This is a genomic window from Acinetobacter sp. ABJ-A23_2 (genome assembly GCF_044538765.1).
Classification (GTDB): Bacteria; Pseudomonadota; Gammaproteobacteria; order Pseudomonadales; family Moraxellaceae; genus Acinetobacter; species Acinetobacter nosocomialis_A.
Map to the genome: position 1 here is coordinate 80,952 of NZ_JBIUCP010000005.1, position 14,675 is coordinate 95,626.

14 protein-coding genes are annotated in these 14,675 nt (G+C 40.3%); 8 read left to right on the top strand and 6 right to left on the bottom strand.

Annotation, left to right across the window (positions count from 1 at the left end):
- Nucleotides 1-55 precede the first annotated feature (55 nt).
- Both ACH63V_RS03245 and ACH63V_RS03250 read right to left on the bottom strand, forming a co-directional pair.
- On the bottom strand, nucleotides 56-1,897 hold the full coding sequence (locus ACH63V_RS03245; RefSeq protein WP_396462716.1) for a monovalent cation:proton antiporter-2 (CPA2) family protein: 1,842 nt from the start codon (nucleotides 1,895-1,897) through the stop codon (nucleotides 56-58).
- Nucleotides 1,898-1,973: 76 nt separating this feature from the next.
- Nucleotides 1,974-4,202, bottom strand: a complete 2,229-nt coding sequence (locus ACH63V_RS03250) for a primosomal protein N' (RefSeq protein ID WP_396462718.1) — start codon at nucleotides 4,200-4,202, stop codon at nucleotides 1,974-1,976.
- Nucleotides 4,203-4,350: 148 nt separating this feature from the next.
- Between ACH63V_RS03250 and gspF the strand changes: the two genes are divergently transcribed.
- The 3 genes from gspF (at nucleotide 4,351) to ACH63V_RS03265 (ending at nucleotide 6,774) form a co-directional block, all read left to right on the top strand.
- Entirely contained in the window at nucleotides 4,351-5,556 is a 1,206-nt protein-coding gene (gene gspF / locus ACH63V_RS03255) for a type II secretion system inner membrane protein GspF (RefSeq protein WP_396462720.1), read from the top strand.
- 23 nt (nucleotides 5,557-5,579) lie between these two features.
- Nucleotides 5,580-6,164 carry a type II secretion system major pseudopilin GspG gene (gene gspG, locus ACH63V_RS03260; protein WP_396462722.1) on the top strand — a complete coding sequence of 195 codons (585 nt, stop codon included), beginning with the start codon at nucleotides 5,580-5,582 and terminating at the stop codon, nucleotides 6,162-6,164.
- A 265-nt stretch (nucleotides 6,165-6,429) separates the two neighbouring features.
- The gene (locus ACH63V_RS03265; RefSeq protein ID WP_019456903.1) at nucleotides 6,430-6,774 is read left to right on the top strand and encodes a hypothetical protein; all 345 of its coding nucleotides are present in this window, start codon (nucleotides 6,430-6,432) and stop codon (nucleotides 6,772-6,774) included.
- Nucleotides 6,775-6,834: 60 nt separating this feature from the next.
- Here ACH63V_RS03265 and ACH63V_RS03270 read toward each other — a convergent pair whose 3' ends face one another.
- The gene (locus ACH63V_RS03270; protein ID WP_019456904.1) at nucleotides 6,835-7,095 is read right to left on the bottom strand and encodes a DUF2798 domain-containing protein; all 261 of its coding nucleotides are present in this window, start codon (nucleotides 7,093-7,095) and stop codon (nucleotides 6,835-6,837) included.
- A 232-nt stretch (nucleotides 7,096-7,327) separates the two neighbouring features.
- Here ACH63V_RS03270 and ACH63V_RS03275 point away from each other — a divergent pair, with 232 nt between their 5' ends.
- A complete protein-coding gene (locus ACH63V_RS03275; RefSeq protein WP_000434938.1) occupies nucleotides 7,328-7,666 on the top strand; it encodes a tRNA-binding protein in 339 nt (112 codons plus the stop codon).
- A gap of 1 nt (nucleotide 7,667) precedes the next feature.
- Here ACH63V_RS03275 and lnt read toward each other — a convergent pair whose 3' ends face one another.
- Together lnt and ACH63V_RS03285 are read right to left on the bottom strand one after the other, a co-directional pair.
- On the bottom strand, nucleotides 7,668-9,227 hold the full coding sequence (lnt, locus tag ACH63V_RS03280; RefSeq protein ID WP_396462725.1) for an apolipoprotein N-acyltransferase: 1,560 nt from the start codon (nucleotides 9,225-9,227) through the stop codon (nucleotides 7,668-7,670).
- Nucleotides 9,224-10,063, bottom strand: a complete 840-nt coding sequence (locus tag ACH63V_RS03285) for an HlyC/CorC family transporter (protein WP_004883488.1) — start codon at nucleotides 10,061-10,063, stop codon at nucleotides 9,224-9,226. The genes lnt and ACH63V_RS03285 overlap by 4 nt, the downstream gene beginning before the upstream one ends.
- A 184-nt stretch (nucleotides 10,064-10,247) precedes the next feature.
- Here ACH63V_RS03285 and tusA point away from each other — a divergent pair, with 184 nt between their 5' ends.
- On the top strand, nucleotides 10,248-10,505 hold the full coding sequence (tusA, locus tag ACH63V_RS03290) for a sulfurtransferase TusA (protein ID WP_002053527.1): 258 nt from the start codon (nucleotides 10,248-10,250) through the stop codon (nucleotides 10,503-10,505).
- Nucleotides 10,506-10,589: 84 nt separating this feature from the next.
- On the top strand, nucleotides 10,590-11,117 hold the full coding sequence (locus ACH63V_RS03295) for a hypothetical protein (RefSeq protein WP_396462728.1): 528 nt from the start codon (nucleotides 10,590-10,592) through the stop codon (nucleotides 11,115-11,117).
- A gap of 38 nt (nucleotides 11,118-11,155) precedes the next feature.
- Here the strand turns inward: ACH63V_RS03295 and ACH63V_RS03300 are convergent, their stop codons facing one another.
- Nucleotides 11,156-12,868: an electron transfer flavoprotein-ubiquinone oxidoreductase gene (locus ACH63V_RS03300; protein ID WP_077169109.1), complete on the bottom strand. Its 1,713-nt coding sequence runs from the start codon at nucleotides 12,866-12,868 to the stop codon at nucleotides 11,156-11,158.
- 184 nt (nucleotides 12,869-13,052) lie between these two features.
- Between ACH63V_RS03300 and ACH63V_RS03305 the strand changes: the two genes are divergently transcribed.
- Together ACH63V_RS03305 and murI are read left to right on the top strand one after the other, a co-directional pair.
- Nucleotides 13,053-13,664 (top strand): DUF1285 domain-containing protein, encoded by a 612-nt coding sequence (locus ACH63V_RS03305; RefSeq protein WP_004883477.1) that lies wholly within the window; start codon nucleotides 13,053-13,055, stop codon nucleotides 13,662-13,664.
- 48 nt (nucleotides 13,665-13,712) lie between these two features.
- Nucleotides 13,713-14,579, top strand: coding sequence for a glutamate racemase (murI, locus tag ACH63V_RS03310; RefSeq protein WP_086495901.1), 867 nt, complete (start codon nucleotides 13,713-13,715; stop codon nucleotides 14,577-14,579).
- Nucleotides 14,580-14,675: the final 96 nt, after the last annotated feature.

Sequence of the window (14,675 nt, forward strand, 5' to 3'; positions counted from 1 at the left end):
ATCATTTAGGCAATGTGAATAAGTCCTTAATATAGCCATTTTGCGAAATCTCAAGTTATTCTTCGTGATCTCGTGTAATGTCGATACGATTTGGTTGTAAATGACGCTTTAAGTTAACGTCATGTCTTGAAGTGGCTTGCTGTGCATCGCTTTCAAATAGGTGTTCAAGTTCAGCCAGTGCATTACGATGAGTTTCAAAAACTTTTTGTTCATCGGTATAAATGCTTTGCTGCTGAATGAGTAATTTCTCATCATAATCTCGAAAGATTTCGATATTGTTATAAGCTTGTTCATCGGAAATACCGAGTTCACGTAAAGCGCGATAAGCCATACCTAATGATGATAAATAAGTTTCACGCCAAATATACTCAACCCCTAAATCTCTTAACAGGTGTACATGGTGGCGGTCACGAGCGCGTGCTAATAGTTTTATGTGTGGATAGTTCAATCTTAAATGTCGTGCAACGTTCATAGAGTCTTCGACATCATCAATTGCCAAAATAAATACTTGGGCTTTTTCAATACCTGCTGAGCGAAGTAAATCAGGCTGGGTCACATCGCCATAATAGAGTTTGCCGCCGTATCGACGCACAAAGTCCACTTGGTGAAGGTTATTATCGATGGCAGTAAAGCCTAAGTGCTGCAAGCGGGCAATACGCGCAATAATTTGTCCAAATCGGCCAAACCCAGCAATGATAATTGGATTATCTTGTTGAGGAATTTCATCATACTCAGGTGGACGTTCTTTATTAAACAAAGGAATGATTTTAGTTGCCATAATCCAGTAAATCACTGGTGTCAGGACCATCGACAACGTCACAATTAGCGTAACAGGCTCTAATAAAGCATCGGTTAAAATCTTTTCACTTTTCGCAAGACTTAAAATGACAAAAGCAAATTCACCACCTTGAGCCAAGCAAGTTCCAAGCAGCAGGCTATTGTTCCAACTGTATTTTTTATAACGGGCAATGGCAGTCAACACGAGGGTTTTGATGATGAGTAGGCCAATCGCTCCACCAATAATGAGCCAAGGCATTTCAATCAGTAACGACAGTTGCGTGGTCATGCCTACGGTCATAAAGAACAAACCAAGTAATAGTCCCTTAAACGGAGCAATACTTGCTTCAAGTTCATGACGGAATTCTGAGTCGGCCAAAAGTACGCCAGTGAGGAAAGCACCTAGAGTTGTGCTAATGCCTAAAGTATCCATGAGTAGAACAACAGCAAGAATAATAAATAACCCTACTGCGGTAATCAGTTCAGTTGCACCGCTTTTTGCAACGAAACGGAAAAATGGACGCATGACATAGCGACTAAATAAAAACAGACCACTGAATGTCGCGATGATGGCAGCAAAGTAAGCAATACCGTGATGGGTAGATTCAGTTCCTGCCAACAGTGGAATCACTGCCAGTAAAGGAATTGCTGCAATATCTTGGAAAAGCAGAATTGAAAACGATTGTTGACCGTAGGTGGTGTTGAGCTGTTGTTTTTCAGTCAGTAGTTGTAATACAAAGGCTGTAGAAGACAGCGCAAGCGCAAAACCAATGACAAAGCTGGCAGCAAGTTGTTGCTGAAATAGTAGCAATATGGTGAGCATGAGAATTACGCCCGTAATCACCACTTGCAAACTGCCCATCACGAAAATGGAGTCACGCATTTCCCATAAACGTTGTGGACGTAACTCTAGTCCAATTAAGAACATAAGTAAGATCACGCCAAACTCAGCCAGTTCCATAATCGCTTCAGGGTCATGTGCAATATTTAAAACACTAGGACCTAGAAGAATGCCTGTAAATAAATAACCTAAAACTGTTGCTATCCCTAGGCGTTTGCCAAGAGGGACTAAAATCAGAGAAGCTCCAAGAAAGATTGTTGCTTGCAGTAGGAATGACATTCATTGCCTCGAATGTATTAGTCTTTTTTAAGTGTAAAGCCAAAAAGGCTTCTTCACACCATGATATTCAAATCATCTAACTAAATTCTTGTGGGTCAACATCAATAGAGAGTCTGAGTTGATGCTGTCTTGGTGCATGAACCAACTGAGCCCACCATTGTCTTAAGTAAAAATGCAGACGAGCACGGTCGGCAGACAAAATCACCATATGTGCCCGGTAACGTCCTGCTTTACGTTCCATTGGTGCGGGAATTGGCCCCCAAATATCAACAATATCACCTGCAATTTGGCGAAGTTGCTCGGCAGCTTCATTTAAAAAATGCAAGGTATAGTCACGATCTTTTGACTCAGCACGAATTAAAACTGCATAACGATAAGGCGGCAGTAATGCAACTTTACGCTCAGCCAGAGTTTGTTTTGCGACTGCCCGATAATCTTTTTCGATGAGTGTGGTGAGTAAAGGATGATCTGGCCTTAAAGTCTGTAAATAAACATGACCTTTGTGTTCTCCACGACCTGCACGACCAGCCACTTGTACAATCAACTGTGCAGTACGTTCTGGCGCCCGAATATCGACACTCAGTAAACCCGCATCAATATCTAAAATAGCAACCAAGGTCACATGCGGAAAATGGTGACCCTTTGCCAACATTTGAGTACCGAGCAAAATTGTGGGTTTGTTTTGATGAATACGATCATAGATTTTTTGCCAGCTACCGACACGACTTGTGCTGTCACGGTCAACACGAATCACATCATAGTCTGGAAATAGTTCTTGTAAGTGCTCTTCAACTTTGGCTGTTCCGGCACCTAAAGTTTTTAAACTCTTCTGCTGACACTCAGGGCAGTGGTCTGGCAGGCGATGAACCGTGCCGCAGTGGTGACAATGTAAATAAGAATAAGGCTGAGTATGTAACGTAAAATGCGCATCACAATGCGGGCAATTTGCTTGCCATCCACAGCTTTCACAAACCAATACAGGTGCATAGCCACGACGGTTTAAAAAAATTAAAACCTGTTCTTTTCTTGCTAGCGTATTTTTAATCTGCTCGATTAAAGGCTGACTAATACCATGCTGCTTTTTGACAATTTTAAGGTCAATCAAATGCATTTTAGGTAAAAGCGCATGGCCTGCACGTTGGTTCAGTTGCAGTGAAGTTAACTTGCCAGTTTCGACTAAGTAATAACTGTCAATGCTTGGGGTCGCTGAACCTAAAATAACAGGGCAGCCTTGTAAGTGGCCCCGATAAAGCGCGACATCACGCGCATGATAACGGAAACCTTCTTGCTGTTTATAAGACAGGTCATGCTCTTCATCTAAAATGATAAGGCCCAAACGTGGCAGCGGTGTATAGATGGCTGAGCGAGTCCCTAAAATAATAGAGGCTTTGCCAGTTTGAGCCTGTTGCCATGCTTGTAAGCGTTTAGAGTCATTTAAGCCTGAATGTAATAGAGCAATATCACAGTTAAAACGAGACTTAAAGCGAGAAATAGTTTGGGGAGTTAAACCAATTTCAGGCACTAACACCAGTACTTGCTTACCTTGCTTTAGCACCTCATGCATGATGTGCAAATAAACTTCAGTTTTACCACTTCCAGTTAAGCCATCTAGTAAAAATGCTTGGTATTGATGCTGTGCATTAATGACGTGCTGAGTTGCTTTCTTTTGGTCATCATTTAATGTGAGTGGCATTTGAGCCAATTGCACAGGTGCTGGGCTAAAGTCATGAGGCTCAAGTGTACAGTCTATTAGCCCCTTCTTTTGAAGTGCTTTGAGTGTAGCCGTTTCTACGCCACTTAAATTAAGAATATTTTCTGTAGTACCTGTAGGGTGCAATTTTAAAATTTGATATGCATCTTGTTGCTTAATGGAACGCTTTAACAGGGCTTCAACATTGTCACAAGGAATGATTTTCCATAAATGAAACAACACATCCATCGGTTTACCCTGACGCAATAACGCGGGTAGGGCCGTTTGCATCACCTCACCAATCGGAAATTGGTAATATTGTGCTGACCATGTCAATAAACTTAAAACTTGTTCATCTAAAATAGGTTCATCATCTAAAAGTTCAGAAATGGCTTTAAGCTGAAAGTTACCTGTAAATGATTCTTGTGGGTCAACTTTTTCAGTAATGATACCAATCAGGTTCTGCCGTCCAAATGAAATCGCGACGCGTGAACCTACCTGAGCCCGTTCATATTGTGCTTTGGTGAGTGTATAGTCAAAAGTGTCGTACAGATGCACAGGTACGGCAACACGCACACGATAAACAACTGAATCAGGCTTTGGCGTTATGGTCATAGAGGCTCATTTCGTCAATTTTAAAAAACGGCATAGCGTCGTGAAGAGGACTTGGGTATTCTACACAGGCTATAGAATGAATATGAATGATTGCGTAGCATAGATGCAACAGCAGCGACTATTATTTTTGGAAAATTAGAACATTACCATGCCTGCATATCAATTTACTGCTATTGATGCTTCAGGGAAGCAGCAAAAGGGGGTGCTTGAGGGAGACTCAGCACGTCAGATTCGCCAACAATTACGCGATAAAGCATGGACTCCGATTAGCGTTGACCCTGTTGAGCAAAAAGATAAGCATCAAAGTCACGGATTATTCCAGAAAAAGTTTAGTGCTTATGATTTGGCACTGATGACTAGACAACTCTCCGTTTTGGTTGCTGCTGCAATTCCTCTAGAAGAAGCTTTACGTGCCGTGAGCAGGCAAAGCGAAAAAGCCCATGTACAAAATCTTTTACTTTCGGTTCGCTCAAGAGTATTGGAAGGGCATTCACTCGCGCAAGGCATGCAACAGTCAGGTCGTTTTCCTGACCTTTATATTGCAACGGTTGCGGCAGGTGAGCGTTCAGGTCATTTAGATCTGATTTTAGATCAGCTATCAGACTACACCGAGAACCGTTTTGCCATGCAAAAGAAAGTTCAAGGTGCCATGATTTACCCGATCATTTTAATGCTCATGTCATTTGGTATTGTGATGGGATTAATGACCTACGTTGTCCCAGAGATTGTAAAAACCTTCGATCAAAGTAAAGATGCCTTACCATGGATTACAGTCGCTTTAATGAAAGCGAGTGATTTTATTCGCCATGCGTGGGTGTTTATTATTCTTTTTGCTGTGATAGGCGTTGTTGCCTTTGTACGGTTTTTAAAAACAACGGCTGGTCATTATGCTTTTGATCGCTTAACACTCAAATTGCCATTATTCGGTAAACTGTCCCGTGGTATTAATGCTGCACGCTTTGCCAGTACCTTGTCTATTTTGACTCGTTCGGGTGTGCCATTGGTGGACGCCTTAAAAATTGGTGCGGCTGTGACCAATAACTGGGTGATCCGTGACTCAATTGCTCATGCTGCTGAACGTGTCACAGAAGGTGGTAACTTGGGTACGCAATTGGAGCGCAGTGGTTATTTCCCACCAATGATGGTACAAATGATTCGAAGTGGTGAGGCATCAGGTGAGCTTGACCGTATGCTGGAACGTGCGTCGACTATGCAAGACCGTGAGGTGACGACATTTATTTCAACCTTATTGGCATTACTTGAACCGCTTATGCTGGTATTAATGGCAAGCATTGTGTTGATTATTGTAATTGCGGTTATGCTGCCAATCGTAAATATGAACAATATGATTTAATAACTTTGATATTAGAGATAATGATGAAAGTAAAAAATATTCAAAGCGAAACAGTGATGAAACAACATAGTGAAGCTGCGGTTTCAAATCAGCTTGAGCCAACGTATCATTCTGAGCATAGCTCTGTATCAGATGTTTGTTCCTCAAGCACAGCTTTCGGACTTGCGGCACGTTCGAGCGGTGCTCGAATGAAACGTGCGTCAGGCTTTACCCTTATTGAAGTTATGGTCGTGATTGTCATTTTAGGCGTATTGGCTGCTTTAATCGTACCGAACGTTATGGGCCGTAGTGAAAAAGCTAAAATCGATACGACTCAAATTACCTTGAAGGGTGTAGCGGGTGCTTTAGATCAGTACAAGCTTGATAACGGGCATTTCCCAACTATGCAAGAAGGTGGACTAGATGCACTTATTAACCAACCTGCTACAGCAAAAAACTGGATGCCGGGTGGTTATGTGAAAGGTGGTTACCCTAAAGACAGTTGGAAAAATGATATTCAATATGTCATTCCTGGAAAAGACGGCCATCCTTTTGACCTATATTCATTTGGTGCAGATGGTAAAGAAGGTGGTGAAGGTAACGATGCAGATATTTATTACCAGCCTTAATTAAAATATAAGAGAGATTATCGATTCGGAGAGTAAGAGAAATTGATAATTCGAATTGATAATCTTTCTTAATCACGAAAATATAATAAGCTGTTGAAAATAAAATAATAAAGTTAATAATTAGATTTGAGATTTAAAATAAGAATTATTCCCATATTTAATAGTTACAAGAAAGTTAAAATATGAGAGGAAATAAGCTATATATTTAAATAAAAGCTTTGCATAATAAATAAAAATCACTTTATAAAACTATAGGAGAGATTAAATGAAAGCATTTCTCGTACTTGATGAACTAAATCAGTTTCATTGGGCGATGCTTAAGTCTGTCCTATTGATTTTAGCATTATTACCCATTGCTGAAGTTTCATTAAAACTATGGCTGAGTACAGAAGGTAGCAGTCAAATCATGATTGGCTTCTTTGCATTAAGTATTGTGAGCGCATGGTTAATGGTGAGTTTTTTCACTGCATTAAAAGCGAGTGTATGGCAAGCTAAACAAATATCTTCTAAATATGAACAGTTACTTTTTAAAGCTTATCGCTATGTACCCATGGTTTTTTTATCAAGTCTAGTTGCTTATTTATCTTTGCAATTATCAATCGCTTTTTAACGATATTTAAAACCAAATTTTTAGATAAAACGTAGATTCAACATCTACGTTTTCATTTTTTTAAACAGGCTCTACTAATAGTGCCGTGATTTTACGAACGACAGGTAATACCAAAAGTAGTGTTGGAAAAGCAATTAACCAAGAAATGATCCATGCAGACATCCAGACATTTATAGAAAACTCTTCTAATCCTAAACTTCGTAAAGTACTGACCATAGACACTACAAAAGTCATAATGATGGATAGAAAAAAAGGTAAAACAATAGCAGTATAGCGACTTGGAAGTTTCTTAAAACTATAGAAAGTTTTTTGGTTTTCCATTTTGACTCCGTAAACCAACAAACGCCCGTGCCATTCAAAATATAAAAATATTTTGAACAAATAGCTCCAAGCCTTGTTGGAGGTATGTTGGAACGTTGATTGACGTAAACGTTTACGGCTTTTGAATCAGCGGACTTAATTTAACATGGAATTTTCAAATTAAACATAAATAATTTATTTTTTTATATTGTGTATTTTTGATTTGAAGATTTAAGAATATGAGAAATATAAAGTGGAACAGATCGAGTGGAATGATTTTTTAAAAGTAGAGCTTCGTGTGGGTAAAATTATTCAAGCTGAGGTTTTTGAAAAAGCGCGTAAACCTGCTTATATTTTGCATGTAGATTTTGGTGAAGAATTGGGTGTACGTAAATCGAGTGCTCAGATTACTAAACTTTATCAACCTCAGGACTTGATTGGTAAATTAGTGGTTGCTGTCGTAAATTTCCCTAAAAAACAAATAGGGCCTATCCAATCAGAATGCTTGGTGACAGGGTTTCATAACGCAGATGGCGATGTTGCACTTTGTATCCCAGAGTTTGAAGTTCCTCTGGGTACAAAGCTATTATAATTTAGCGACGTGATTTATAAGACACATCAACTTGACGTGGACGATAGATCCAACCTAAAACCAACAGTAATACTGCAAATCCTAAAATTGGATAATCACCTAAACGGTTATAGAGAGTTTGGCCTTGCATGGCAGGTAAATCGCCTCTCAAGACAAACTCTTTATCGAGCGGTGCTTTTTCAGTGATATGACCATTTTGATCGATAAACGCTGTTACACCTGTGTTGGTTGCACGAATAAACCAGCGACCATTTTCTTTTGCACGCATCTGCACCATTTGTAAATGTTGCCATGGGCCAGCAGTACCCGTAAACCAAGCATCATTAGATACAGTCACCAAGAAGTCGCTGTCTTCTGCATTACGACGTGTCAGGTTTGGATATGCCACTTCATAACAAATTGCAGCCGCAAGCGCATGCCCTTTAATTAAAAGTGGTTTCTGGTTGCTCTCGCCACGTGTAAAACCGCTCATGCTAATGTCATTTTGCATGGCAGGTAAAACCCATGACAGTAAACCTGACAATGGAATATATTCGCCAAACGGCACAAGACGCTGTTTTTTATAGAGACCGCTTGAGTCGCTACCAGAAGCCATAATGCTGTTGTAATACTGAGGACTACCAACTTGATGTGATTTCGCGACATCCCAATAAGGAATGCCAGTTACCCAAGCTGTATGGTTCTTTTTCGCTTGCGCATCCATGGCATCCAAAAACGGTTCAATGTCGGTTTGGAAGAGCGGAATTGAAGACTCAGGCCATACAATTAAGTCACGGCCCCATTCAGATTGAGTCAAACCTGCATAAATTTCTAATGTTCTAACTTGATATTCAGTTAGCCATTTTAAATCTTGTGGAATGTTACCTTGAATGAGTGAAACGCTAAGAGGTTTAGCCGCTTTAGGTTCTACAAACTGAATATATGATGCTGCCCATGCACCCAAAACTAATAGGGCAGCAGGAATAACCCAGAAAATACGCTTACGTAGAACTTCGACTAAAGCACACGCCAATACAATTGCCACGAAAGAAATTGCATAAATACCAAATAGCGGTGCATAGCCATCAAGTAAACGTTCGGTAAAAGCGTACCCTACAAATAGCCATGGGAAACCTGTAAATACCCAAGTTTTAGCCCACTCAAAAACAATCCAGAGGGGGGCGAAAGTCAGCGGTGTTTCAGGGAAGAAACGTCGATAAACCCAAGTTTGAAATGCTGTAAATAACCCCATCACAAGAGCCATAACAGCAATCATACATACGCTTAAAAAGGCATTGGTATCGCCGTATACATGGATAGATGTATAGAGCCAGAAAGCCCCTACAAACCATAAACCAAAACCATAACTCCAACCAATCGCAAATGCTTGTTTGGCTGAGCGTTTATGCAATGTTGCATAGAGTAGGGCAGGAGACAAAATTGCCAGCCACCACCAATAATAAGGTGCCAGTGCAAAACTAAACACGGCACCTGAAAATAAAGCAATGAGCAATGGAAAAATTAAAGGAAGCTGTTTTTGTTGTTGCGAAGAATCTAACAGCTTTTCAAAGTATGCTCTCATTGACGTACAGCTCGAATCAGATGAATAGTGCGGGCATCTGCTTCAACAATCGTAAATAACCACTTTCCAAGTTCAACAGTCTGACCTTGTAAATCACTGACTAAACCAATTTCTTGAAGCAATAAACCGCCGACAGTTTCTACTTCATCGTCAGAAAAATCAGCATCTAAAACAGTGTTGAAGTGTTCAATTGGTGTAAGTGCCTGCACCATCCATGCATTCGCTACAGTGTGGTCACTATCTGGAACAATGTACTGTGCATCTTCATCAGCAGTATCATGTTCGTCTTCAATTTCACCCACGATCTCTTCAAGAATATCTTCAAGCGTAACAAGACCTGCCGTTGAACCATATTCATCAATCACAATCGCGATATGGGTCTGGGTATGCTTAAGCATACGAAGAACTTGATCTGAACGAGCGCTTTCAGGCACAAATAATGGCTGGCGCATAAGCGAGCCAATATCTAATTTGGTATTTGGTTCAGTCAAAAATGGCAGTAAATCTTTTGCCAGTAATATACCGACAACATTATCGGGTTGGTCAGCCGAGAAAACTGGAAAACGTGAGTGAGCAGACTCAACCAATACATGAAGAATATCAAGTAACTGATCATCTTCTTGCATACTGATCATTGCTGTTCGCGGCGTCATGACTTCACGAATTTTTGTAGCAGGAAGGTCAAGAACACCTTCTAGCATGGCAACAGTATCAGGTTCTAAAAAACGACGTGAATTTTGGACTAGTTTTAATAATTCATCTCGGGTTTCGGGCGCTGTACCTAACCACTTTCGTAAGCCTCGCATTCCCCACGACGGACTCGGTTCCTCTTGCATGATCTTTCCTAAAGACTCAATGTATCAAATGAATACAATGATCATACCGAAGAAAAGGCCCTTATGCATCTATAAAACAAAGTAAAAGACAAAACACATATTGTTATGTAAACACCAGTTACAGTTCATAAGTCAGTGATCGGTTTATGCTAAAATGTGAAAATTCTATTTGTTCGAGTTAGTTATGTCAGAACAACCTATTTCACCTACTGTACAACTCAATACACGTGGTTTACGTTGTCCGGAACCTGTCATGATGTTGCATCAAGCCATTCGTAAATCTAAATCTGGAGACGTGGTTGAGGTCTTCGCAACAGACAATTCGACTTCGTGGGATATTCCTAAATTTTGTATGCACTTGGGTCACGAATTGCTTTTGCAAGAAGAACGCTTAGATGAAAATGGTCATAAAGAATTTCATTACTTGGTGAAAAAGGGCTAAAGCAAATATTTAAAGCTTTAGCTCCATGTTCTTGAATCTAATAAAAATTAAAACAGTGAATACACTTCATTTCAGGACGTAAAGATGAAAAGTTCTCATCTATGCTTAGGGTTTGCTGCTTGCGCCTTATTTAGTTCAATCGCATATGCAAAAACCTGTGAAACTCCTATACAAACTATGAATGTCGCAGGTTTAAAGGTTGGGCAAAATATTCGTGAGTTTCAAAAGCTTCACCCTACAGTAAAACAAGTGGTGTTAGGAGGAGATAGTTACCATTTAGAGTTTGCCGATGGGGTTGATCCCCAGATCAAAAAAACAGGCGTGACTTGGGTTGATCATATTGCTTACGATCTGGATAGTGAAGTGATTACTTCATTTAGTTTGAGTTTTCTTGATGGCCCTATGGCAAGTTATGAGACGGACTTAGATCTTTTTAAAAGTAGAATTCTCAAAAATTTTAAGGTTCCCCAAAAAGGTTGGGTGCAAAAGAACAATAAATATATCTATCAATGTGATGATTATCGAATTGAGATTCATCAGGACTATGGCGCTGCACATACAGCCATTGGACCAACAGTTATGGTATTTAGTAAAAAATCGAAGATATTCTAATAAAAAACTCCCCTCATTTGAGGGGAGTTTTTAAGGAATTACATATTTGGATAGTTTGGACCACCGCCGCCTTCAGGCGTTACCCATGTGATGTTTTGAGATGGGTCTTTAATGTCACAAGTCTTACAGTGAACACAGTTTGCTGCGTTAATCTGGAAGCGCTTAGAACCATCATCATTTTCCATGATTTCATAAACACCAGCAGGGCAGTAGCGCTGTGCAGGCTCATCCCATTTTGGTAAGTTTACGTTCACTGGAATTGAAGGATCAGTAAGCTTCAAGTGAGCTGGCTGGTTTTCTTCATGTACAGTGTTTGAGATAAACACAGAAGACAAACGGTCAAATGTTAATTTGCCATCTGGTTTTGGATAGTTTGGCTTGAAGCTGGTTGCATCAACTGTTTTCAATACAGCAAAGTCTTGCTTCAAGTCATGTAAAGTGAATGGCACTTTAAAGACATTTTGGTCGATAAAGTTAAATGCACCACCAATCCATTGACCAAATTTATGCATTGCTGGGCCAAAGTTACGAGAGTTATAAAGCTCTTCTTTTAACCAGCTGTTGTTAAATTTGTCAGTGTATGAAGTTAATTCTTTAACGAATAAGTCTTCGCCTTCAGTAACACGTGCAATCGCAAGGTCACCGCCTTTTTCTACACCAGCAGCAATCGCTTCAAATACAGCTTCACCACATAACATGCCTGATTTCATCGCAGTGTGTGAGCCTTTGATTTTTGCAAAGTTTAAGAAACCTGCATCATCACCAATTAAGCAACCACCTGGGAAAGTCAATTTAGGCAATGAGTTGAAGCCGCCTTTCACTACAGCACGTGCGCCGTAAGAAATACGCTTACCACCTTCTAAATACTGTTTAATCAGTGGGTGAGTTTTCCAGCGCTGCATTTCCATGAATGGATACATGTGTGGATTTTCATAAGACAAGTCCACGATCATACCCAAAGTCACTTGGTTGTTTTCAGCGTGGTATAACCACCAACCACCCGAAGAACCAGTTTCAGCCAATGGCCAGCCAGCACCGTGCATCACTAAGCCCGGCTTATGTTTTGCTGGGTCAATTTCCCAAAGTTCTTTAATCCCGATACCGTAGTGCTGAGGGTCAGCATCTTTATCAAGATTGTATTTTGCAATCAGGCGTTTACCTAAGTGACCACGGCAACCTTCAGCAAAGAGGGTATATTTCGCGTGAAGCTCATAACCTGGAGTAAAGTTATGCGTTGGCTCGCCATCTTTACCAATACCCATGTCACCAGTTTGAATACCTTTTACAGTACCGTCTTCATGGTAAAGCACTTCAGATGCAGCAAAGCCAGGGAAGATAGAAACTTCTAATTCTTCAGCTTTTTGACCTAACCAACGAACTACGTTACCTAGTGAAATAACATAGTTACCGTCATTGTGCATGGTTTTAGGAACCATCCAGTGAGGTGCTTCTTTAGACGTAGTTTCTGAAAGCAAGAAGAATGTTTTGTCTTCAGTTACTGGTACATTAAGAGGCGCGCCTTCTTCTTTCCAGTTCGGGAAAAGTTCATTAATAGCACGTGGTTCAAGTACAGCACCAGATAAGATATGCGCACCTACTTCAGAGCCTTTTTCAACTACACAAACTGAAAGATCGGGTAAGTTATTCTCAATCGCTAATTGACGGATCTTAATCGCAGCAGATAGACCTGCAGGTCCTGCACCTACGATGACAACGTCAAACTCCATCGATTCGCGTTCGATGTGTTCCATGTAGGACTCCTCAATACTTAAAGGTGGCAACCGTAATGTCAGATCATCCGGTGCTGCCGTGAGTTTTAATCCATAGGCGCAAATATGCTATTGTGCCTTTTATCGTTTTGGCTAGTATAGTTTTAAACCATGATCTAGCCAATTGGCTGAGTCGTCATATTTTCTCGTCAGCAAGGCATAAACTATGGTAAATCAAAATAATTCCCCATCGGATATGGGAAAAATACCGTTATCTGATGATAAAAACTTAATGAACATTGCACAATACTTAAAAGATGTACAGCAAAGTCACAAAAGGTCAATCCCACCTTTAGAGCAATGGCATCCAAAGCATTGCGGTAAAATGGATTTAACGGTTAAAGCCAATGGAGAATGGTGGCACGAAGGTCAATTAATCAAGCGCCAAGCCCTATTGGATTTATTTACCAAAGTCCTATGGAAAGAAGAGGGTAAATTCTACCTGAAAACCCCTGTAGAACAAATTGAAATCGAAGTTGAAGATGAACCTTTATTGGTCAATCAGGTGGATCAGGTCGAAATTTCAGGTGATCAGTTTTTGCAACTCACGACGACCAATCAAGATGTGATTTTGGTTGATGCAGAACACCCGATTTTTATGCGGGAATATGCAGGCGAATTACGCCCTTATGTGCATGTCCGATTTGGTATTAATGCGCTTATTCAACGCCAAGCTTTTTATCATCTCGTGAACTATGGAACACTGGTCGAAAATGATAAAGGTGAAACCATTTTGCAGTTAAAAAGTGGTAATTTGCACTTGCAATTAGGCACTTGAGGTTTAAGCTTTATAGAGTGAAATTTTCCGACACTCTCTAGTACTGCCATGACAGCCATACAGCCTTTATTTACTGAATTAGAATCTATGCCTAAAGCATCAGCAGATGCCCCAATTGGTATTTTTGATTCGGGAATTGGTGGAATGTCGGTTGCAGCAGAAATAGCCAGATATTTGCCAAACGAACGTATTGTCTATTATGCCGATACAGCCTATGTTCCTTATGGCCCGCGTTCTGATGAAGAAATTAGAGAGCTTACCGCTCGCGCTGTCGATTGGTTATACCGCCAAGGTTGTAAAATTGCGGTTGTGGCATGTAATACTGCCTCAGCATTTAGTCTTGACCATTTACGTGAACATTATGGCGAGCACTTTCCAATTGTTGGTTTAGTACCAGCATTAAAACCTGCCGTATTACAAACCCGTTCTAAAGTAGTTGCAGTATTGGCAACGCCTGCTACTTTTCGTGGGCAACTTATTAAAGATGTTGTGGAAAAATTTGCTGTTCCAGCGGGTGTTAAAGTCATAACTTTAACCAATTTGGAACTTGTCCCTTGTGTTGAAGCAGGGCAGCAAATGAGTCCTGTTTGTTTGAATGCATTAAAAGAGGTTTTACAGCCTGCAGCCGATCAAGGGGCTGACTATTTAGTGCTCGGTTGTACGCATTATCCGTTCTTAAATGAAGCAATTCATCATCTTTTTGATAACCAATTCACACTGGTTGATTCGGGATTGGCAGTTGCCCGACAAACAGCCCGTATTTTAATAAAAAATGAGTTATTATGTGACCAAATACGTCAGAATGTTGCACGTATTGAATGTTATGTAAGTGGTAATAATGCCGATGCATTGCAACCTGTTTTACAGAATATGATTCCACAAGAATTGACATGGACGCTGCACAATCTGAGTTGAGCTCTGTTGTAGGCATTCAGAAGAAAGCGTTTTTTATATTTATTTTTTCTTATTTGGGGCGGTTCATAGTCTTGGCTTATTTAGGCCATATTAAGA